We start from the raw sequence: 20255 nt of genomic DNA, 5'->3' as shown, positions 1-20255 counted from the left end.
AGACTTAAACGGACAAGGATTTACAGCAGTATGAAAAGACGTATTTTCACCTGTGCCATGGCAATGTATCTTCCGGCCTCATTGCTGCCAACGCAAACAGTTGCAGCCGATTTCCCCACGCTTTTTTCGGTCTTTCCCGAAGCCAAAAAAGAGAAACAAGAGCAGCGGCACTATATTCCCTACCCCTTAATCACGGGGATGGACGCTAACGCCTATGCCGTGACTGACGTGGGCGGTGTACTCAGTCGGGTCAATTACAAACTGCCTGTGAGCTTTACACCTGAGCACGTCATCAATAACCACAAGGCACAATTGCTGCAGCAAGGGGCCAGCATATTGTTTGAATGCCACGGCAGCGACTGTGGCAACGAAGAAAAGCTCTACAATCAGATATCGCCCTTATCCAGCGTGAGTAAGCGTGAGCCATCGATGCTGACCGCCAAACTCTCCAGACCCAGCGGTGATATCTACATTAGCCTGTACAGCGCCAATTGGCACAGGGGCACCAATCTGCAACTGGATTTGCTCGAAGCCACCCCAGAGCCTCTGGATCTGGTCAAGATTGATGCCGCCCTGCTCGCCGCACAACCTACCGACATCAAGGTAGCGGATAACAGCGCAAAAGATGCCAGAGGCAGCGCCGACCATCCCCTGATGCAGCGCCTGCCCGGTGCCTTTATTGCCAAATACAGCCAACAGGGGTATGCAAAATCCCCTGTGTTGACGGGCGTTGAAGGTAAAAAAGCGGTCACCACCATCGCAGAGGGAAAACTCACACAAATCGCCTACAGCCTGCCGCGAAGCTACTCCGAATATGAAGTGAATGCCAACTATGTAGCAGCACTGAAAAAGCTCGGATTTCAGAAGGTTTTCAGCTGCGAGGCCAAGAGTTGTATCAGCAAGGATGCCATCTATTATGCCCTCACGCCCACAGTGTCCAACGGCAACGATGAAAGCCAGTTCTATAGCCTGTACCGACTGAGCCGCCCCGAGGGCGACATCACTGTCTCCAGCTATACCCTGGGCTACTCGGGCGCACTGTGGAACGAGCTTAAGGTAATAGAGGCAACCGGCCTGAACGATAACCGGGTTGGCATCGATCTTACCGCCCTCACAGACGCCATCACGCAAACGGGCAAAGCCACCCTCGACGGCCTGCTGTTCGACTACGACAGCGACCGTATGCTGCCTGAGTCAAAACCGGTACTGGAGGTACTGGCAAGCTACCTTAAGCAAAACCCGGCACGCCATTTTTACGTGGTTGGTCACACGGATGACCAGGGCGACAAAGCCTATAACCTCAGCCTGTCTGAGCGCCGCGCCGCCGCCGTGGTTAAGGCCTTGGGCGCGGATTATCAAATCAAACCGGCGCAGCTCGAAGCCCATGGCATGGGGGAATTCAGCCCGGTGGCGAGCAACGCCAACGAGGCAGGTCAAAGCCAAAATCGCCGGGTAGAGTTGGTACTGAGATCTGATAAAAAGTAGCGGCCGGGATAAACCGCATTCAGCAGGTGATTGCCCTGCGCCCCATCACCTGCGAAGATGGCGCGCCTGGAAATATAAGGATATATGCCATGAAATTGCACATGACACTGCTCGGGATTCTGGTTGGCCTGAGCCTCGTCCAGCCCGCACAGGCAGATAACGTCTACAGGTGGGTGGATAAGGACGGCAAGGTTCATTTCGGTGACCGCCCCCCGTCAGAAGCAGCCGAGGAACTCAGGGTCACCGACAAGTCAGCCCCCATCAGCCCATCCAGCCACTATGACGGCGAGGATGAAGACGCAGATATCAATGAAGCCACCCCGGACACCAGGCTGACAGCGGATTCGGGGGCAAAGAGGTCCCCTGCCACTTTCAGTGCCAAACAGCTGCTGGGCCGCTGGCAGGACGATATGCTGAACGACGCCTTTGATACTTACGCCGCCGATGGCAGCTATACCCGCGATGCCAACCTTTTCGGCTCAAAATTAACCCTCAAAGGCAGCTGGAAACTGGTTGGCAATGAGCTTCAGGTACAGATAAAAACCAAGTCGATGACATTGCCCAACGGCCAGTCCAAAACCGAGGCCGATGTGCGACTGAATAAAAGCCAGCTTATCAGCATCTCCGCCGCTGAAATGACACTGCTGCGCAATACCAAGGGTGGCGAACTCGAGTTCACCTATAAAAAAGTGGGCGTCTAAGCCACATCATTCCCTCACCCAGAAAACAAAAATGCCCTGTATTACAGGGCATTTTTAGTTGTTATCAACACAAGAGCTTATGGTCTCAGGCCGCCTTGGCTTCGGTCACGGCAACCACTGGCGCCTTGAGCTTGCGCTCACCAACGGGCAACACAGTGCGTCCATATTCGTTGTTAATCACCTGCGCCATGGCAAAGTAAATGGCGGATGCACCGCAGACAATGCCTTCCCAGGCAGCGATGGTGCCAATGAGTTCACTGCCGGTGAAATCCCGTGCCGCCAGCAGGAAAAACAGCAGCGTCAGGGAGCCGAAAATAAACTGCTTGATGCGGGCGTAGCGCAATGACCCAATAAACATAAAGCCGGTGAACACACCCCAGAGTGCCAGATACCAGCCCATAAAGGATGCCGGACTTGCTGCCACACCGGCGTTGGGCATCAAAATCAGCCCAACCAGCGTCAGCCAGAACAGGCCATAAGAGGTAAAGGCCGTGGTGCCAAATGTATCGCCGCGCATAAAACACATGATACCGACAATCACCTGCCCCAAACCGCCGTAAAAAATCCCCATGGCCAGGATCATGGCATCGATGGGAAAGAAACCGGCGTTATGAATGTTGAGCAAAATGGTGGTCATGCCAAAACCCATCAGCCCGAGTGGGGCGGGGTTGGCCAGAGGGGTGGACATAGTAAACTCCTGAATGGTAAAACCGTCGGCGCCAAAGCCCCAACGACCTGGATATACTGTGCCCTTAGTGACCGGTTAAGCACCCGGGTCATCAGTGAGGGCGGCGCATTCTAGTGGAGCGGCCAGTAAAAAACAATCCGCCTGCTACAAGGTTGTGACTTAACGCAAAACACCTTATTTCAACAAGTTAGCTACAAGTTAATTTGTGTTTCAGAATCATTGACCTGGCGAGCAGCTAGCAGTCACAGTCATTACACTGGTGGCCGCTGACAGCAAATAAAAAACCGAAGCGACTGTGGAAGCAGCCGCTCCGGCCACCCCAAGGATGGGGGACAGACATCAGGCATCGACGGGCTGTTTTTTCAGGTAAAAGCGGTAGTAGCCCACCAGGTTGCTGCCAATAAACACCAACTCCATCAGCACGGCAGCGGGCGACCCACGAAACAGGTTATTAAGCAGCCAAAAACAGCTGCCAAGCAGCATCATCTGACGCAGGCTTTTATCGCATCGACAAAAGGCGGCACGGGTTTGCAATACACTGCCGATAAGGCTCAGGCCGTCAAGCCATGACGCATACGCAAGCAGGGTTGCCACTATTGCCAGCCCCATAAAGAGCAGCATCCAGCATCTGTGCTGACTGAAGATACTGACCAAAAATCGCAACGCCGCCAGCAGCATCAGGATAGCCGGCACAGTGCTGTCGAGCATGGCAAAGTGCGCGGCAATCAGTAGCGCTGACAACACCAGCCAACAGAGAATCGTGCGCCTGTTTCGGCACTGAAACGAAATCACATCAGATATCAGTGCCAGAAATACCAGCAACTGAGACAGCATAAACAAGGACATCGGCCCCCCACACAGGAAAGGTGGCCATTGTGCTCAACCGGGATACGGCAGGCATTAACCTAAGTTAACGCCTTGGCGTTTATTCCGGGGCAGACATACGGAGGCGTCGGCGAATACGGCTCAAACTTTGGGGTGTGATGCCTATGTAGCTTGCCAGCTGAAGCTGACTGAGGTTTATCAACCAGTGAGGCCAATGCTCAGCTAGCCAAAGGTATCTCTGCTCCGGGGTGTTCAGCAGTAAAAACGCCTCCTTGCCCTCTTTATATTGCAATTGCCTTAGCAATAAATTCAGCTTGGCATCTTTCGCTTCCGGCTCATCAAGCACGCCAAGCTCCATGGGGATCACGGCTGCGGATGTAAGCGCCTCCAATTGATAGCGGGCAGGGCTGTTTGACATAAAACTCTGATAAAGCATGCAAAGCTCACCTGTGAAGTAAAACTCTTTACAGCGCTCCTGACCATCTTCGAGGTAGTGGCACGCCCTGAGAACCCCATCGACAACCCAAAACCCATATTGTTGCTGCGTGCCCTGGGGTAGTAAAACCTCCCCCGGCGAGTACTGAACGCATTTGACCTTATCAGGCAACAGACTGATTGGCATGGAAATTTTATGGCAAAACTGCCAGAATTCTTGCTGCTGTTCCTCTGTGACACCGATAATTTTTTGTGCCATGCACTCCCCTGCCATTCTCCTCCGCTGATTGGAACGACACCTTATCGCGCTTTATCCACAATTGCAGCAGGCTGAAGGCCTGATATCCGGACATGGTCGGCATTGCTGCCATAAAAAACGCCCAGAACGGGCGTTTGGCTGGTTACTTTCTCGGGCCCACCGGCACCATGATGTGGGCATAGGGCGTCCCTTTCCACATCACATAGGGGCCACCCTCATAGGGATCGGTTGGCAGACTGTCCAACAGCGCGGCATCGGGGGTAATAATCATCAGGTGCGGACCTTCGACTATCCACTGATTGTCGTCTGTTTTGCCCTCGGCGAAGGGGTCTGTATTACTGGCACCGCCATCACCCGCCAACATATAGGAAATACCTATCGACTTGGCCTGAAACGGCTTTTTATTGGACCAGGCATCGGCCCACATCATCCAGGGCCCGTCCATACACATGGGGGCTTTTCCTTGCAGACTGGGCGGTGTGGGGAAACAGGTATAGTTACTGCTGCCCTGTTGCAGCACATTGTGTTGCCAGTCCATAACAGTCACCTTGTCCCTCAAGGTGGGAGGTGCGGCGCTGAGTGCATCGTCCAGCAAAGCCTGAGTATCTGAGGCATAAAGCGGTGCCACTGCACCGGCCATTGCCAGCCCCAGGGCACAGGGCAAGGCCCTCAGCAAGGGGTTCTTCTTGGTCATAACACTATCCTCTGATGAGTGAAACGTCCCTGGATATGCTCTCAGGCAACCCCTTGCCTCTGGATACCTACTTCCGGTAACTGTTTTCCGGTGTTGTTACATGTAATAACGGCGACATGAAGGTCGAAGGCAAATCGGTGAATCGGCTTGTGTGTTAAGGACAAGGCGGCCCGGCAACATACCCGGATACTGCATCTCAAAGTATAGTTGCCGTAACAGCGTAAAACCAAAGACGGACACGGTTAACGGGAAGGGGTAAAGACGCGGTGGAGTGCCTCTATGTTGTCGGCCACGTAACCGGGGTCAATACAGTCCCCCAAATGCTCAGCCATAAAGCGAATAAGCTGCAATGCACTCTGGGGCAGCCGTTTATCGCGCCGTGCCACCAGATACCAGTTGCTGCGAAGGGGGAAATCCGCCACGTCCAGCACGGCGGGCTTTTCAGGCCCCATATCCCCCTCGCTGAGGGTATGGGCAGAAATCACCGACAACCCCAGCCCGGAGGCAACGCTTAAGCGTATAGCCTCGTTACTCTCGATTTGCATGATGTCACTGAGTTCGATACCGCGGGCACTGAGCCAGCTTTCAAACATCATCCGGGTGGCCGACCCCGGTTCACGCATAATAAAACGCTCCCCCTTGAGCACGTCAAAGCCCAGGCCTTTTTGCCCCACGGCCCAGTGATCGGCCGGGGCAATCAATTTAAGTGGGTTGGTGATAATCCGGGAGGCCAGCACAGACTCCCCTGCGGGTGGATGGCTGAAGAGGTAGAGATCGTCCTCCTGATGGGCAAAGCGATTGAGCACATGGGCACGGTTACCTATGCTGAGGGTGACCTGCACCTTGGGGAAGCGGCGATAGAAAGGGCCCAGAATACGTGGCATCACGTACTTGGCCGTGGTCACCAGACCGATGCGGATATGACCGCTCTCCCCTTCCCTTATGCCGCCGAGAAAATCGTCCAAATCATCGAGGCGCGAGAGTATATCGCAGGCGGCCCGGTACACCTCCTCCCCCACATCCGTTGGTCCCATGACGCCATCTCGGCTCTCCAGCAGCGGCTCCCCCACGAGCTCGGCAATCTTCTTCAACTGCAGAGAAACCGTGGGCTGGGTAAGGTGCAACTGCCGGGCGGCGGCAGACACATTGCCAAGGCGCACCACGGTAATGAACACCTGCAACAGTCTTACACTAAGTTGTTTAAGCCTGGGGTTATCCATCCATCGACCCTTCAAACGCAAACCATGGTATAGATAAATATCTATGCATAGTGCTAATAAAATTTATTTTTCAATATAGCTAATGATGGGCACAATCTCCAGCCGTCAAACTTGCCTTATCCCCGGTGAAAACCGGGCTGCTGGAGTCAACTATGCCGGATATTGTTATTGCCTTTTTTGCCCTGGGCCTCTTGGCCGGAGTGATCAAATCGGATCTTAAGGTCCCGGAATCCATCTACGAGACCCTGTCGATTTTGCTGATGCTGACACTGGGGCTTAAAGGCGGTATGTCACTACATGGTCAAACCGACCACCTGCAACCCATGGAGCTGCTGACGGTCGTCGGGCTGGGTTTTATTATTCCGCTGGCGCTGTTTCCGATACTGCGGCTCTTGGTACGGCTCACAACCTCTGATGCCGCCAGCATAGCCGCTCACTATGGCTCCGTGAGTGCGGGGACCTTTGCGGTGGTCATGGCGATGGCCGAAACCGCAGGCTGGGAGCTGAGACCTGAAACCACCTTGTATCTGGTCATGCTGGAACTGCCCGCCATCGTCATTATGCTCTGGCTGCATCGTCGTTTAAGCAAGGGAAATCAGCCCCACAGCAGCGGCGGCAACATACTTCACGAGGCACTGACCAGCCGTGGCGTGGTCCTGTTGCTGGGTGGTGTCATCATCGGCTGGCTGTACGGACCTCAAGGCCTCGAACCCCTGGCCCCCATGTTGCTCAGCGGTTTTAAAACCCTGCTGGCGCTGTTCCTGCTGGAGATGGGGCTGGTGACGGCAAAGGTGTGTATTCCGCTGCCACTTAAACAGTGGCGCCTGCTGGTGTTTGCAGCCATTACCCCCTTTGCACTTGCCTGGGTCGGCATCGCCGCCGGCATCACCATGGGCTTACCCGCAGGCACTGTGCTGGTACTGGCCGGCCTCACTGCCAGCGCCTCCTATATAGCCGCCCCGGCAGCTATCCGCGCCGCCATTCCCGATGCCAATATCGGCCTCGCGATGCTGGCATCCCTGGGTATCACCTTCCCGGTGAATGTGCTGATAGGGTTGCCGCTGTACCAGCACTGGATTGCCGGCCTGCTGCAATAACAAATGTGCAGTGAATGACGCGGGCCGCTGGCCCGCTTTTTTGTTTTCATGGTAGGCTGAACACCTTTGATAACAAGATGATGGAAGACAACGGATGTCAGCCAGCTCACCAATGCGTAATCCCAATATCGACAGTGTCCGCGGTCTCGCGGTACTTGGGATCTTTTTTATCAACATCCTCTTTATGGGCAATAGCCTCGAGGGATATGTGCCCACTATTCCGGCCGCCGCATCAGACATGCCGCTGGATGTGTTCTCACGGCTGTTTCTGGAAGGGCGTTTTATCGGCCTCTTTACCATGCTCTTTGGTGTCGGGTTGGTTATCCAATATCAGAAGCTTGGTCAAACCGGGCTCATGAAACGCCGCCTCAAGGTGCTGATGCTTTTCGGTGCGCTCCACGGGATATTTATCTGGCCCGGTGATGTGCTACTTAGCTACGGTCTCTCTGCCATGGTGGCCATTCGTTATCTGGATGCGCCCCTCGCCCATATCCACAAAAGAGCCCTGCAGTTTCTCGGTTTTTCGGCCATAGTGATGCTGCTCCTGACCCAGGCCCTGCCCACAGACCCACTTCCCTCACGGCTAAGCCCTGAGTATCAGGCATCCCTTGCCCCCTGGATTGGCAGCTATCTGGGCCAGTTGGTTCAACATCTGGCGATGATGCTGATGATGACGCTGGTAATGCTGCCCATCGCCCTGCTGTGGTACATCCTCGGCATGATGCTGCTGGGCATGTACCTCTACCGCAGCCAGTTTTTCAGCGAGGGGCTCACTGATGCGGCCCGAATCAGGTTACTGCTGCTGGCGCTCGTACTGGGCGCAGTGGATTTAGCCCTGTATTTCAGTGAATCCCGCTCCCTGGTCAATCTCGCTCAAATCACAGTGATATTCAGCGCCATTCCCGTATCTGTGCTCTATGCAGACCTGATTATCCGGCTGTGCCAGGGTAGAGAAACCTTGCTGAAACCGCTGCAAAACGTGGGCAAGCTGGCGTTGTCGCTGTACATTTTGCAGTCGCTCTTGGGGATTGCCTGCTTCCGCTACCTGTTTCCCGACTGGCTGCAAAGCTTTGATCGCATCCATTACCTGATAGCGGCGCTGACATGGGCGGGCTGCCAGCTGCTTCTTGCCACCTGGTATTTGAGGTATTTCAAACAGGGGCCACTGGAAAAACTGTGGCGCTATCTCGCCTTTGGTCGCACTCAGAGGGAAACGAGCACCCAGGAGGTAAAATCATGATTATTTTCGCCCTGGTGTTTTATTTGGTGTTGGCCATTGGGGTGGCGCTGAACTGGTTGCCGCTGTGGCTGCTCATAGGCTATGGCGGACTTGGGCTGGCAGCCTTTGTGGTCTTTGGTCTTGATAAACGCGCCGCCTTAAAAGACAAACCCAGAACCGCCGAAATCAAGCTGTGGCTGCTGGCACTGATTGGCGGCTTCGGCGGCGCCATGTTGGCCATGGGGCTCTTTCGCCATAAAACCAGTAAGCGTGGTTTTTTGTGGCCATTTTACGCTGCTACGGCGGTGCATCTGCTGCTGGCGGTTGGCGCCTTTTATTACGTCACTGCCGGTACACCAGTCGCGGGATAAGCCTTTCACCGACATCCAGACTTTACCCGACAGCAGCTTAACCATAAGATATTGAGTTCCATACGATAGTCAAAAGTCAGCCATTACGGAATCCATCCCATGAGAGTTGCCCTCGCTGTTATTGTGATTGCCTGCGTCATTTTTTACTTTTTCACCACCATGAATAATCAAAAGGCCGCCAAGCTCAATGAAGAGAAAGGCGCCGTTTTCCTTGCTGAAAACGCCAAGCGTGACGGTGTCACCACCACGGCATCGGGCCTGCAGTATGAGCTTCTGATTGCCGGCAGCGGCGAACGCCACCCCAGCGCCAGCGACACTGTGCGCGTGCACTACCACGGCACCCTGACCGATGGCACTGTATTCGACTCGTCAGTGGAGCGCGGTGAGACCATTGCCTTCCCGCTGAATAGGGTTATCAAGGGGTGGACCGAAGGGGTGCAACTGATGAAGGAAGGCGACAAGATGCGCTTTTTCATCCCGGCAAGCCTCGGCTACGGCAGCCGCAGCGTAGGCAAAATCCCCGGCGGTTCTGTGCTGGTTTTTGATGTGGAACTGATAGCCATCGAATGAATGCAGACTGACGCCAACTGACGCGACATAAAAAACGGAGGCCGGTGCCTCCGTTTTTTATTGTCCCTTACAAGCCAAACGGGTTGTCAATGGAATGGGAAGGGAGAGTAAACCACTTGGGCCCTGACTCAGTCATGTAGAAGTGATCCTCGAGCCGTACCCCAAATTCACCGGGCACGCAGAGCATGGGCTCGTTGGAAAAACACATACCCGGCGCCAGCGGTGTGGTGTCATTCGCCACCAGATAGGGCCACTCATGAATATCGAGCCCTATGCCGTGACCTGTACGGTGTGGCAGGCCGGGAACCGCATAGCCGGGGCCAAAGCCTGCGGCCTCAAGCACACTGCGGGCGGCCTTATCAACGCTGCCACAGGGGGCGCCCAATTTTGCCGCCTCAAAGGCGGCCGCCTGCGCCTGTTTTTCCAGGTTCCAGAGTTCACGCTGACGTGCGCTCGGGGTGCCATACACGTAAGTGCGGGTGATATCTGAGTTATAGCCATAAAGCTGGCAGCCGGTGTCAATCAGGACGGTATCTCCCTCTTCCAGCGCCTTGGGATTTTTCACGCCGTGGGGATACGCAGTATCTTCGCCAAAAAGCACGATACAAAAATAAGAGCCAGCCGGCGCCCCGACTTTACGATGGGCGGCGTCGATAAAGGCGTCGACTTCACCGACTGTGATACCGGGGCGCAGCATGGCAGCGGCGGCCTTATGCACTTCCAGGGTCATGTCCTTGGCACGCTGCATCAGCGCCAGCTCAGTGGCCGATTTTTGCATCCGGCAACCGGCCGTCACGGCCTTGGCGCTCACCACCTTAAGCTCAGGGTTGGCATCGCGAATGCCTTCGCTGATAAAGAAGGCGGCCGATTCATCCATGCCCACCCGGCCCTGCCCCAGACCGAGGCGATCGAGCACGGCACCAAAGAGTTGATAGGGGCTTTCGTCTTCATGCCAGGTATTCACCTCACCCTTGATGGCCATATAGCCCTTGAGGGTGTCTAATTCAAAGGCCGGTGCAATGTATTCCAACGCCCCCTCGGCGGGCAGAATGGCGCCCACCATGCGTTCGCTGGCGTACCAGCGGGTGCCGGTGAAGTAGTAAAGATTGGTGCCGGCATTAAGGTATACGGCATCCAGTCCTGCGGCTTTCATCAGTCTCTGCGCCTTTTGAATACGCTGTTGAAACTCACTCACTTCAATAGGGCCCGTACCCGCTGTCATATCACTGAGTTTGGCGAGAGCCTCCTCGGCCGTCAGCCCACCTACACCTATGGTCATACTTCACCTTCAAATCAGTTGTTGCCACGGGCCAACACAGCCTGAGGCGCAGTTCAGATGCGCATTTCTAGCATAAAATATACAAATATTGAACCCTCATTCTGTTCAAGATTGTTGCGTGCAGCTGACCAACACCGCCCAGCTGCGCTGAAATCGCGAAGCCTGCGGCAGTCTACAGAAGGCGCGCACCTCAGATAAGCAGCGGCGCAGAGTAAAAGGCAGGCTTTACGCTCAAGCCAGGCGGCTGCGATGGAAAAGCCCCAAGCACTCGAGACCTCAGCTCGCCATTTGGCGCAGCTGCAATCCGCTGTCTGCAACGCGGCGACAAGGCGCCCAATCAGCATCACCAAGAGCCTTGCTCCCGCGCTCTATAAGCCAAATTCGGTTGCCATTCAGGGCACTTGTGCGTATTGTGACGCCAATGTTGCACAGGCCGCCGTTCCTGCCAGGCCAAGGGCAACCGTCACTGGGGGAGCAAAGTGTCAGAAGGCGCCATGTCGGCAAATTGGTTCAGGTACTGCCTGTGTATGTCCAGCAGCGACAGCGAACGCATCCGGCAGACCACGGCGACCCTGTCCCCCGAACAGGCGCTCGATGCCCTTGGTTTGTCTGAGTATTTGGCAACGACCGAACGGCTCACGTCCCTCAAACTCTTCAGCAATCACCTGCGGCTGGATATCCAAAGCGACAGTGGCATCAATTATCGCCTGATGCGCGCCAGCAAGGCTCTGGGCGTTGAATTTATTAAGGTAAACGCCCGCTGCGCTGCCCTGGATGCCAGTTTTGACAGCTGTTTTTATCGCGGCATCAGGCCCTCACCCGATGAGCTGGACAGCCTGCTGACAAGGTTCCTGCCCGAAGATACCCTGGATACCCTTGTACGAAATCAGGATGTGGACGAGCTCACCCGGCTGCTAAGCTCAGGCCTCGATCCCAACGCCCCCCTCGGCGATGAGCCGCTTATCTATGCCTGCGTGCATTATCGCAGCCTGTCAATGTTTACCCTGCTCCTCAAGCAGGGGGCCAACCCCGAGGAATCAGATAGTGCCGGACAGGATCTGATGACGCGTCTGTTCGCCGACAATGACAGACGCCTGGCCCCCTTTATTGAAGCCTTGTTGCAACAGGGCTGGCCCGCCCATTACCGGTTGCCGGATGGCGGCTCCATCCTGTGGCATGCGTTTGCACTGGATTATGAACTGGCCGCCAGGCTTCACCGCCAGGGGTTCCCCTTCCTTCGCCCCCACGGCATTTACAACGCAGGCAGCACAGAGCAGCAAATAAAAATTGCCATCCGTCATCAGGACCAACCCGTACTGCAGCGCCTGCTCTCAGGCTTAAGCCTCAACTACGATCAATTGATGGTACTGGCAGGCCTGTGCACCCAGGTAGATAACCTGCTGGGTTTTAAGTTACTGGAAAGCCTGGGCCTCAAACTTGAAGATAACAGCGATGATATGGTGGAGCTCTTGCAGGGCGCGGCTGCCAGCGGCGCGTTCCGTCTGGTGGCCTACCTGCTGCTCAAAGCCGAAGCCCTGATGCTGGACATAGATGATTGCGTCGCCGATTTGGTGGAGTATCTGGTGGCCGACGACAGGGCCCACAGACTCATAGCCATTTTGGCGAACCGTATTCGACTGTTCGACCACAATCGCGCCATCGGCACAGCAATCCACCACAATGCACTGAAAAACCTTGAGATACTCCTTAAGGCCAACAAGCCAACCCGCTACCGCAGCCCCCTGTTGCACGACTATCTGGAAGATTTGAGCCCCGAATCCGCCCGGATGCTGCTGGCCGCAGGAGAGAATCCCGCCGAGACCAATGTGGACGGCGAAACCGTTTTTGAGGCCCTCTTGCGCCAAAGGCCCAACGAGGAGGCCCTGCATCAGGTATTCCACACAGCGCTGTTCAACCTGCCGGTGAGCGAATACATCTGGTTATTGATTGCTTACCGGGATACTCAGGGATTTGAGCAGGCCTGGCTGCGGCTTCGAAACAAGCAGCCGGAAAACCACCAGGGCGACACCCTGCTGCTGCACGCCTGCCGTCATGGTGCCCATGACACAGTGGCTTTTTTGCTGGCCCGGGAGCAGCCCCTTGACCATAAAGACCTCGATGGCAATACGGCGCTCGCCATATCCGTCGCCAAGGGACATCTGGGTATTACACGCCTCTTGCTGGATGCCGGCGCCGAGGCCAACGACACCCTGAAGATCCCAAGCCGCTCAACCCGGGCGAGCCATCGCAGCCTCGAAGTGCTGCTGGGCACCCTAAGCCGTCTGCGCCAGGAGGCGGAGGCACTGAGGGAATCCCTGCCCCCCCACGGACGTGCACCGCTGTTGTGTTATGCCGCTTACCGTGGGGATCTGGCCATGGCGCAATTGCTGCTGGAAAGAGGCGCAACCCTGCCTGCCAGTGACAGTGAGGGCTGTAGCGCCCTCTATTTCGCCGTCGCCAATGGCCACAGACAATTGACAGAATATTTGCTGGCGCAGGGCGCCGATGCCCTGGAGTGGTTTAAGGGCGAGTCGCTGCTGCACATCGCCTGCTACCGTGGCCATGGCGCTCTTATCCCCTGTCTGTTGCAGGCTGGACTGTCCCTTGAGGATGGCAACGATGCCGACGGCGATACGCCGCTGCATTTGGCCGCCCGTATGGGCGCCATGCACGATGAGGACCTGTGCACGCAGTTAATTGCCGCCGGCAGTGTGCTCGACAGCCAAAACCGGCGCGGGCAAACACCGCTGATGAGTGCCATTCTCATGCTCAGCCACAAGAGCGCGGCCGTATTGCTCCAGGCGGGTGCCAGTGCCGGGGTGCTGGATAAAAAAGGCAAGAGCGCTTTTGACTATTTCCGCGTCCTGGGTATCCCGGCACCCGGACTGGACCTTGGCGCCCTCAAACCGGCTGGTTTTTGGTATCGGCTGCACAAGCTCACCCTGGGACTGGGACAGGTCACTGTCTGGTATATACTGCCCTCGGTCCTGGCGCTTGGGCTGGTATGGTTCTTTGCACCAACCTGGCTAACGGCGATGGGTATGGGCATAGTGGCATGGTGGACGCTGGCACTGCTCATCGGCGTTAAGCAGCGACAGGATACGCAGGAGCCACTGCCGCAGCTCCTCATGCCATTGGGTAATTTCAGTCGGGCGGAAGATGAGATACGTTACATGGCCAGCTGGGATGACGACAACATGGATATCCCGCTGGCACAGCCCCGCCTGAGAGCATAAAACCAACCCATAAAAAAACGCCGCGTTCGCGGCGTTTTTTGTCACAGGCATTTATCACTCGCCTGCATGCTGCTGTTTTTCCAGCATGGTGGCCAGTCCACGGCACACCAGCGTTTCCATGTCATCGACTCTGTGCACCTGGCAGTTGGCCATAGGCGCACCCAATGCCATATCCTTGAGGGCACCAATACAGCCTTTGTAAAAATCGGCACTGTGCATCATGCTGCCCGCCAGATAAATGCGATTGGGATTGAAGAGGTTAACCACCCACGCCAGCCCCATGCCCAGATGACGCCCAGCCTGCACCAGGTCATCTCCCATCACCTGTTTACGACCACGCAGTGCTTCGGCAGATGCCAGTTGCTCCAGACTGAACTCGCCGCCCTCAGTCATGATACGGCAGTGTCCCAGCTCACCGGCAAAGCCGCTGGCACCGCTGAACACCTGGCCATTCATGGCAATTGCCATACCCAGGCCCGCACCGCACATCACCAGCACCTCACAATCATGACGAGGCTCGGCAATGGCCTGGATGCCCGCATCCATGTCGTTGACAATAAAGGCGAGTTCGCCGCTGCACTGGATTTGTGCAGGGTGCAGCCCCGTCAGTCCCGGCAGCGACTTACAGGTAACCAAACGGTTATCCCGCACCAGGCCCGGAACGGCAATGGCCAGACGGTAGTGCTCCAGCGCAAAGTCCTGTTCAAAGGCCTGGATCTGTTCGTTCAAATCCCGGATAGAGAAACCATCACCGGTGGGGAATTTATATTGTTCTGTATGACCTTCGTGCCTGAGTTCAAACAGGCCGTTGGTTCCCCCCACATCAAGTGTCAATGTTTGCATCATTTACTCCACTGATACGCCCTGCTCTGACCCCGAGCAGGGATGGCGAAGTTTACCATAGTGTCACCAACCGGTAATTGAATAAATCAATTGTTACCACCTTGTAACACCCTGCTTTTGCTCAACTTCCACCACGCCAGCAGCATCAGCTGCACCCCGATAAAGGGTAAGCAGGCCACCAGCAATACCTGCCAGCCAAGGCCGGTGAGCAAGGCGCCGGCCCCCAGTGACGCCATGGCCTGAAACCCAAATACCGCAAAATCATTGAAGGTCTGTATGCGGAACTTCTCTGCGCCGCGATAGCAGGAGGGCAGGAGTGATGTACCCGCCACAAAAAGGAAGTTCCAACCTACGCCCAGCAGCACCAGTGCCGTCCAGTAATTCAGCAGGGCGCTGCCGGACAGCGCCAGAATAATGGTTGCCCCGTAAGCCCCAAGTCCCGCCATCATCATGGCGCCGTGGCCGAAACGGGCGACCAAAGCACCGCTGATAAAGGACGGCAAATACATGGCGATGATATGGCTCTGAATAACCCACTTGGTGTCGGCCAGAGAATGGTGCTCCATATGGTGCATGTGCAGGGGCGTCGCCGTCATAATCAGGCTCATCATGCCATAGCCAATAGCGGCGCCGCCAATGGCCACCCAGAGTTTGCTCTGGGACAAAAGCTCAGCCAAAGGACGCTCGGTCTGAGGTTCTTTGGTGCTGGCATCGCCCTGCCATTGTGACTCATTGCGGTATCCCAACAGCACCAAGCCACCGCACAGGGCGATGGCCGACAACAGCAAAAAAGCGCCGGCATAGCTGCCATCAATCAACGCACTGCCGAGCACCGCAAGTTCAGGGCCAAGCAGTGCCGCCACCAGGCCACCCAGCAGCACCCGGGAGGCGGCCCTTGGCGCCTTGATGGGGTCAACGGCCTCCATGGCAGCGAAACGGTATTGCTGTACCACAGCCCCTGCTGCCCCCAGCAGCAGCGCGCCCACACAGAAAATCACAAAGTCGTTTTGATATACCCCGAGGGCTGCGGTCAATCCTGCGAGGGTGCCCAGCAAACTGCCCAGCAGGAATACCCTGCGCCTGCCGTACTTACGCCCAAGCAAACCCACGGGCACCACGGCGGCGGCAAGGCCGAGGATCATTACGGCAATGGGCGCCGTGGCAAGCTGTGCTGTGGGCGCTATTTTTGCGCCCACCAAACCGCCCAGCAGCACCATGATGGGGGTAGCACTCATTGACAGGGCCTGGGCCAACGTCAGTAACCACACATTGCGCGGCCATCCCTGTAATTTCCCCATCAGTGCCAGGGGAGTTGTGCGAAACCAAGCCGAAAACGCCATGAAATTTATGCCAAAATTAAGACTGTAAAAATGAACTTACGAATATCCCCCGCTCTCGGCCCGGCGTCAAGGCGTACACCCGGAGACAGTTGCCGGGACACGATTGCGGGCTTTTCTGCGCAAGCCTTCAGAGGAGCTCAAAGCATTTTCATCTTGCCTTACCTTGCGACTGTCAGTTGGGGTTGCGATAATCGGCGCATATTTATAAGCCGCGGGAAAGCACCCGGGCACATTACCCGTACTCAAGCACAAGTACTCAGAACAAGTACCCACTCACAAGCAAAACGTCAGGAAAAGGTCACCCATGTCAGCAGTCGCCAGCAGTGAAATCTCCAAGCGCCTCGATGCCATTCGCGCAGAAATGGCCGCCAATCAACTCGATGCCTTCATCATCCCCCGCGCCGACGAGTATCTTGGTGAATATGTGCCTGAGCATAATGAGCGTCTTTATTGGGCCACCGGCTTTACCGGCTCTGCCGGTATGGCGATTGTGATGAAAGAGACCGCCGCCATCTTCGTTGACGGCCGCTACACGGTGCAGGTACGCGATCAGGTAGACGAGCACCTGTATGCCTACGAAAGCCTGACCGATACGCCGCAGCCTCAGTATCTTGCCGACACCCTGGGTGAAGGCGCCCGGGTGGGATTCGATGCCCGCATGCATACCCTGGCCTGGTTTGAACAAGCCAAGGCGGTGCTGGATAAAGCCGGTATCGAGCTCGTTGCCGTAAGCGAAAACCCCATCGATAAGCACTGGCACGATCGCCCTGTGCCGGACATAAAACCCCTGCACCTCTTCAGTGATGTCGATGCAGGCAAGACCAGCGCCCAAAAACGTGCCGAGACAGGCCTCTTGGTGAAAAAAGCCGGTGGTGATGTGGCGCTTATCACAGCGTTGGATTCCTTCTGCTGGCTCCTGAATATCCGCGGTTTTGATGTGCCCAGATTGCCTGTGGTGCTTGGCTCTGCCCTGCTGTGGCAGGATGGCCGTATGCAGCTTTTTGTGGATACCGCCAAAGTCCCTGAAGGTTTCGCTGCCCACGTGGGTGACGGCGTAAGTGTGCACGCTGAATCTGAGCTCAATACGGCGCTTAACAATCTTGCCGGTAAGAAGCTGCTTGCCGACCCCAACAGTGCCAATGCAGCCAGCCAGCTCACTGCCCGTGAGGCCGGAGCCAAACTCGTTGCAGCCATGGACGTGGTTGCCCTGCCAAAGGCCGCCAAAAATGCGTCTGAGCTCAAAGGCATGCGTGAATGCCATGTACGCGATGGCGCCGCCGTGAGCCGCTTCCTCGCCTGGCTCGACAACGAAGTAACCTCAGGCCGCCTGTACGATGAAGCCGAGCTGGCCGACAAGCTTGAGAGCTTCCGTCTGGAAGACCCACGCTACCGCGAGCCAAGCTTTGACACCATTTCCGCTGCCGGTGCCAACGCCGCCATGTGCCATTACAACCACACCAATGGCACCCCGGCAAAACTGACCATGAACAGCATCTATCTGGTGGACTCGGGCGCCCAATATCTGGATGGCACCACAGATGTCACCCGCACCCTGGCCATTGGTGAGGTCACCGACGAGCAAAAGAAAATGGTCACCCTGGTGCTCAAGGGCCATATCGCCCTGGACTGCGCCCGTTTCCCCAAGGGCACCACGGGCCAGCAGCTGGATGCCTTTGCCCGCCAGTACCTGTGGCAACATGGCTTTGATTATGACCATGGCACAGGCCATGGTGTTGGCCACTTCCTGAGCGTGCACGAAGGCCCACAGCGCATCGCCAAAAACAGCAACTCCGTGGCGCTGCTGCCCGGTATGGTGGTGTCCAACGAGCCCGGCTACTACCGCGCCGATGGCTTTGGTATTCGTATCGAAAACCTGATTGTGGTGCGCCACTGCGAGGCCCTCAAAGGCGCCGAGCGCGAAACCTATGAGTTTGACGCCCTCACCCTTATCCCCATCGACACCCGCCTCATCGACAAGGCGCTGTTGACCGAGGCCGAAGTGAATTGGCTCAACCGCTACCACAGCAAGGTATACAACACCCTGTCACCGCTGATGTCCGGTGACGAGCTGGTCTGGCTGACGAAGGCCACCCAAGCTATCTGATATAAAGCGCCTTCGGGCGCTTTTTTATTACTGTTTTTAAGGAGGAAAACCATGTTCGCCGTTATTTTTAAAGCCAACGTCAGCAAGCTCGATGACCAATACAGCGCCATGGCCGCCGAACTCAGAAAGCTCGCCTTCGAGAAATACAATTGCCGCGACTTTATTGCCGTCACAGAAGGAGCAAAGGAAGTTGCCATCTCCTACTGGGACAGCGAGGCCGATATCCTCGCCTGGAAGCAGGACGCGCTGCACCGGGTGGCCCAGCAAACAGGTGCCGAGCGCTGGTATCTGAATTATCAGGTGGAAGTGCTGGAGCTGAAGCGCAGTTACAGCGCCGGCTGAATCACCACGAATAAATATCCATATGACTTAGCAGTATTTTGACAAGGAGTTCCCCATGCTGACGCTGTACATTGCCAATAAAAACTATTCCTCCTGGTCGCTGCGCCCCTGGCTGCTGCTGACCGAGCTGGGGATTCCCTTCGACGAAAAACTGCAGCCCTTTGGCGACAGCGACTTCAAACATTTCTCCCCCACGGCCAAAGTGCCCTGCTTGCTGGACGAAGGCGAGCCCGTGTGGGACTCACTGGCGATTATCGAGTATCTGGCCGAGAGCCACGCTGGCGTCTGGCCCGAGAACAAACAGGCACGGGCCTATGCCCGCTGCGCCGCCGCCGAGATGCACTCAGGATTTGGCACCATTCGCTCCATCTGCACCATGAACTGTGGCATCAGGGTTAAGCTGCACCCAGTGCCGGATGCACTCGAGCGCGAATGGGCCCGTATTGATGAGCTGTGGCAACAGGGCTTAACCCGCTTCGGCGGCCCCTTCCTTGGCGGCAAAAACTTCAGTGCCGTGGATGCCTTTTTCGCCCCTCTCGCCTTCCGGGCCCAGACTTATGGGCCCAAGCTGTCTGCGGCCTCTGAGGCTTATGTCGCCACCCTGCTCGACTTGCCAGGCATGAAGAGCTGGTATCAGGCGGCGCTGGCCGAACCCTGGCGTGATGAAGCCCATGAGCAGGAAGCCCATGAGGCGGGAGAAATTGTGGCTGATTTGCGTCTGGGTCAATGATGAAAACCCGCCAGGGCTGAGGACAGGGCTGAGGACAGGGCTATGCTGGCAACTATGCCGGTACGGAGCTGCCAGTACCATCCCGGCATGAATGTAAAAGGCCCGGTTTAACCGGGCTTTTTGCTTGTCACTTTTCGTTGTCTCTTGTGCGCGTCGCTTTTAGTTGTCTAAGCAGGGACGTTTGTTAAAAGAGCCCCAGTGAGACCAACTGGTACTCGCCGCCATCTTTTGCGGTAAAGCGACGTTCGTTGCGCTGAGGGCAATCATCATCGCAGGGAGCCGAGTGCAGCAGGCTCAGCCAGTTTCGGCATTGGCTGATGGCCTCTGTGGCACAGCCTTCGCTCTCCCTCAGGCAAAATCCGGGAGACTCAACCTGAATGTCCTCGATATGGGCCGGATTGGCACTGCCCATGCGGCCATTCTTATCCAGGGTCAACTCCACATGAATATCGCCTGACTTGAGCAAGATGGCACAGGGCTCTTCCTTGTGACCGCAAAGGGCAACAAACTGGGATGAGGTTTCCAGACCACTGTGGCTGCCATCTTCGAAGAAGGCCAGCAAGTGCTGGTAGTAAACCACATAGCTTTTCACCATCTTGTGACTGCCCCGCGCCAGCGGAAAGCGGCGGTCAAGAAATTCAGTTGCACTCTCGAGGCTGACTCCCCGTTTGGCGCCATTCACCACTGCGGCAATGGCTTCCCCGATGAAGTGATGCAGTTGTTGCTGATTTTGGGTATTCATCATGGTCATGTTCATTGCCTTGTCCTCGGTCACTTAGCTTCTTGTGGGTTTTGTCACGAAATCCTGCCGGTGGGA

General features: G+C 56.1%; 19 protein-coding genes. 10 read left to right on the top strand and 9 right to left on the bottom strand.

What is annotated here, in order from left to right; translation table 11 throughout:
• Positions 1 to 30: 30 nt before the first annotated feature.
• Together K0H79_RS03530 and K0H79_RS03525 are read left to right on the top strand one after the other, a co-directional pair.
• The gene (locus K0H79_RS03530; protein ID WP_220077336.1) at positions 31 to 1485 is read left to right on the top strand and encodes an OmpA family protein; all 1455 of its coding nucleotides are present in this window, start codon (positions 31 to 33) and stop codon (positions 1483 to 1485) included.
• An 89-nt stretch (positions 1486 to 1574) separates the two neighbouring features.
• Complete coding sequence (locus K0H79_RS03525) at positions 1575 to 2186, top strand: DUF4124 domain-containing protein (RefSeq protein WP_220077335.1); 612 nt, start codon at positions 1575 to 1577, stop codon at positions 2184 to 2186.
• A gap of 85 nt (positions 2187 to 2271) precedes the next feature.
• Here K0H79_RS03525 and K0H79_RS03520 read toward each other — a convergent pair whose 3' ends face one another.
• From K0H79_RS03520 to K0H79_RS03500, 5 genes are all read right to left on the bottom strand, one after another.
• A complete protein-coding gene (locus tag K0H79_RS03520) occupies positions 2272 to 2874 on the bottom strand; it encodes an acetate uptake transporter (protein WP_220077334.1) in 603 nt (200 codons plus the stop codon).
• A gap of 339 nt (positions 2875 to 3213) precedes the next feature.
• The gene (locus tag K0H79_RS03515; RefSeq protein WP_220077333.1) at positions 3214 to 3720 is read right to left on the bottom strand and encodes a YgjV family protein; all 507 of its coding nucleotides are present in this window, start codon (positions 3718 to 3720) and stop codon (positions 3214 to 3216) included.
• Positions 3721 to 3799: 79 nt separating this feature from the next.
• On the bottom strand, positions 3800 to 4393 hold the full coding sequence (locus K0H79_RS03510; protein WP_258405469.1) for a Crp/Fnr family transcriptional regulator: 594 nt from the start codon (positions 4391 to 4393) through the stop codon (positions 3800 to 3802).
• Positions 4394 to 4535: 142 nt separating this feature from the next.
• A complete protein-coding gene (locus K0H79_RS03505; RefSeq protein WP_220066805.1) occupies positions 4536 to 5087 on the bottom strand; it encodes a hypothetical protein in 552 nt (183 codons plus the stop codon).
• A gap of 242 nt (positions 5088 to 5329) precedes the next feature.
• Positions 5330 to 6307, bottom strand: coding sequence for a LysR family transcriptional regulator (locus tag K0H79_RS03500; protein ID WP_220077331.1), 978 nt, complete (start codon positions 6305 to 6307; stop codon positions 5330 to 5332).
• 152 nt (positions 6308 to 6459) lie between these two features.
• On the opposite strand from K0H79_RS03500, the gene K0H79_RS03495 reads away from it, so the two are divergent.
• The 4 genes from K0H79_RS03495 (at position 6460) to K0H79_RS03480 (ending at position 9564) form a co-directional block, all read left to right on the top strand.
• A complete protein-coding gene (locus tag K0H79_RS03495) occupies positions 6460 to 7404 on the top strand; it encodes a sodium-dependent bicarbonate transport family permease (protein WP_220077330.1) in 945 nt (314 codons plus the stop codon).
• A 94-nt stretch (positions 7405 to 7498) separates the two neighbouring features.
• Positions 7499 to 8644, top strand: a complete 1146-nt coding sequence (locus tag K0H79_RS03490; protein ID WP_220077329.1) for a DUF418 domain-containing protein — start codon at positions 7499 to 7501, stop codon at positions 8642 to 8644.
• Positions 8641 to 8994, top strand: a complete 354-nt coding sequence (locus K0H79_RS03485; RefSeq protein WP_220077328.1) for a DUF1294 domain-containing protein — start codon at positions 8641 to 8643, stop codon at positions 8992 to 8994. The genes K0H79_RS03490 and K0H79_RS03485 overlap by 4 nt, the downstream gene beginning before the upstream one ends.
• Positions 8995 to 9093: 99 nt before the next feature.
• On the top strand, positions 9094 to 9564 hold the full coding sequence (locus K0H79_RS03480) for an FKBP-type peptidyl-prolyl cis-trans isomerase (protein WP_220077327.1): 471 nt from the start codon (positions 9094 to 9096) through the stop codon (positions 9562 to 9564).
• 67 nt (positions 9565 to 9631) lie between these two features.
• Here the strand turns inward: K0H79_RS03480 and K0H79_RS03475 are convergent, their stop codons facing one another.
• Entirely contained in the window at positions 9632 to 10843 is a 1212-nt protein-coding gene (locus tag K0H79_RS03475) for a Xaa-Pro peptidase family protein (RefSeq protein ID WP_220077326.1), read from the bottom strand.
• 494 nt (positions 10844 to 11337) lie between these two features.
• Between K0H79_RS03475 and K0H79_RS03470 the strand changes: the two genes are divergently transcribed.
• Positions 11338 to 14079 (top strand): ankyrin repeat domain-containing protein, encoded by a 2742-nt coding sequence (locus tag K0H79_RS03470; RefSeq protein WP_220077325.1) that lies wholly within the window; start codon positions 11338 to 11340, stop codon positions 14077 to 14079.
• Between the two features lie 54 nt (positions 14080 to 14133).
• Here K0H79_RS03470 and K0H79_RS03465 read toward each other — a convergent pair whose 3' ends face one another.
• Entirely contained in the window at positions 14134 to 14922 is a 789-nt protein-coding gene (locus K0H79_RS03465) for an ROK family protein (protein ID WP_220077324.1), read from the bottom strand.
• A gap of 86 nt (positions 14923 to 15008) precedes the next feature.
• Positions 15009 to 16262, bottom strand: coding sequence for an MFS transporter (locus K0H79_RS03460; RefSeq protein ID WP_258405468.1), 1254 nt, complete (start codon positions 16260 to 16262; stop codon positions 15009 to 15011).
• Positions 16263 to 16566: 304 nt separating this feature from the next.
• On the opposite strand from K0H79_RS03460, the gene K0H79_RS03455 reads away from it, so the two are divergent.
• The 3 genes from K0H79_RS03455 to K0H79_RS03445 are packed head-to-tail and all read left to right on the top strand — an operon-like array spanning position 16567 to position 19438.
• Positions 16567 to 18366, top strand: a complete 1800-nt coding sequence (locus K0H79_RS03455) for an aminopeptidase P family protein (protein WP_220077323.1) — start codon at positions 16567 to 16569, stop codon at positions 18364 to 18366.
• A gap of 51 nt (positions 18367 to 18417) precedes the next feature.
• A complete protein-coding gene (locus K0H79_RS03450; RefSeq protein WP_220077322.1) occupies positions 18418 to 18708 on the top strand; it encodes an antibiotic biosynthesis monooxygenase in 291 nt (96 codons plus the stop codon).
• Between the two features lie 55 nt (positions 18709 to 18763).
• Positions 18764 to 19438: a glutathione S-transferase family protein gene (locus tag K0H79_RS03445; RefSeq protein ID WP_220077321.1), complete on the top strand. Its 675-nt coding sequence runs from the start codon at positions 18764 to 18766 to the stop codon at positions 19436 to 19438.
• A 184-nt stretch (positions 19439 to 19622) separates the two neighbouring features.
• Here K0H79_RS03445 and K0H79_RS03440 read toward each other — a convergent pair whose 3' ends face one another.
• Complete coding sequence (locus K0H79_RS03440) at positions 19623 to 20195, bottom strand: malate synthase (RefSeq protein ID WP_220077320.1); 573 nt, start codon at positions 20193 to 20195, stop codon at positions 19623 to 19625.
• Positions 20196 to 20255: the final 60 nt, after the last annotated feature.

Origin of the sequence: Shewanella sp. FJAT-52076 (assembly GCF_019457455.1) — a bacterium.
GTDB lineage: Bacteria > Pseudomonadota > Gammaproteobacteria > Enterobacterales > Shewanellaceae > Shewanella > Shewanella zhangzhouensis.
This window is presented reverse-complemented; position numbering and strand designations above follow the sequence as displayed.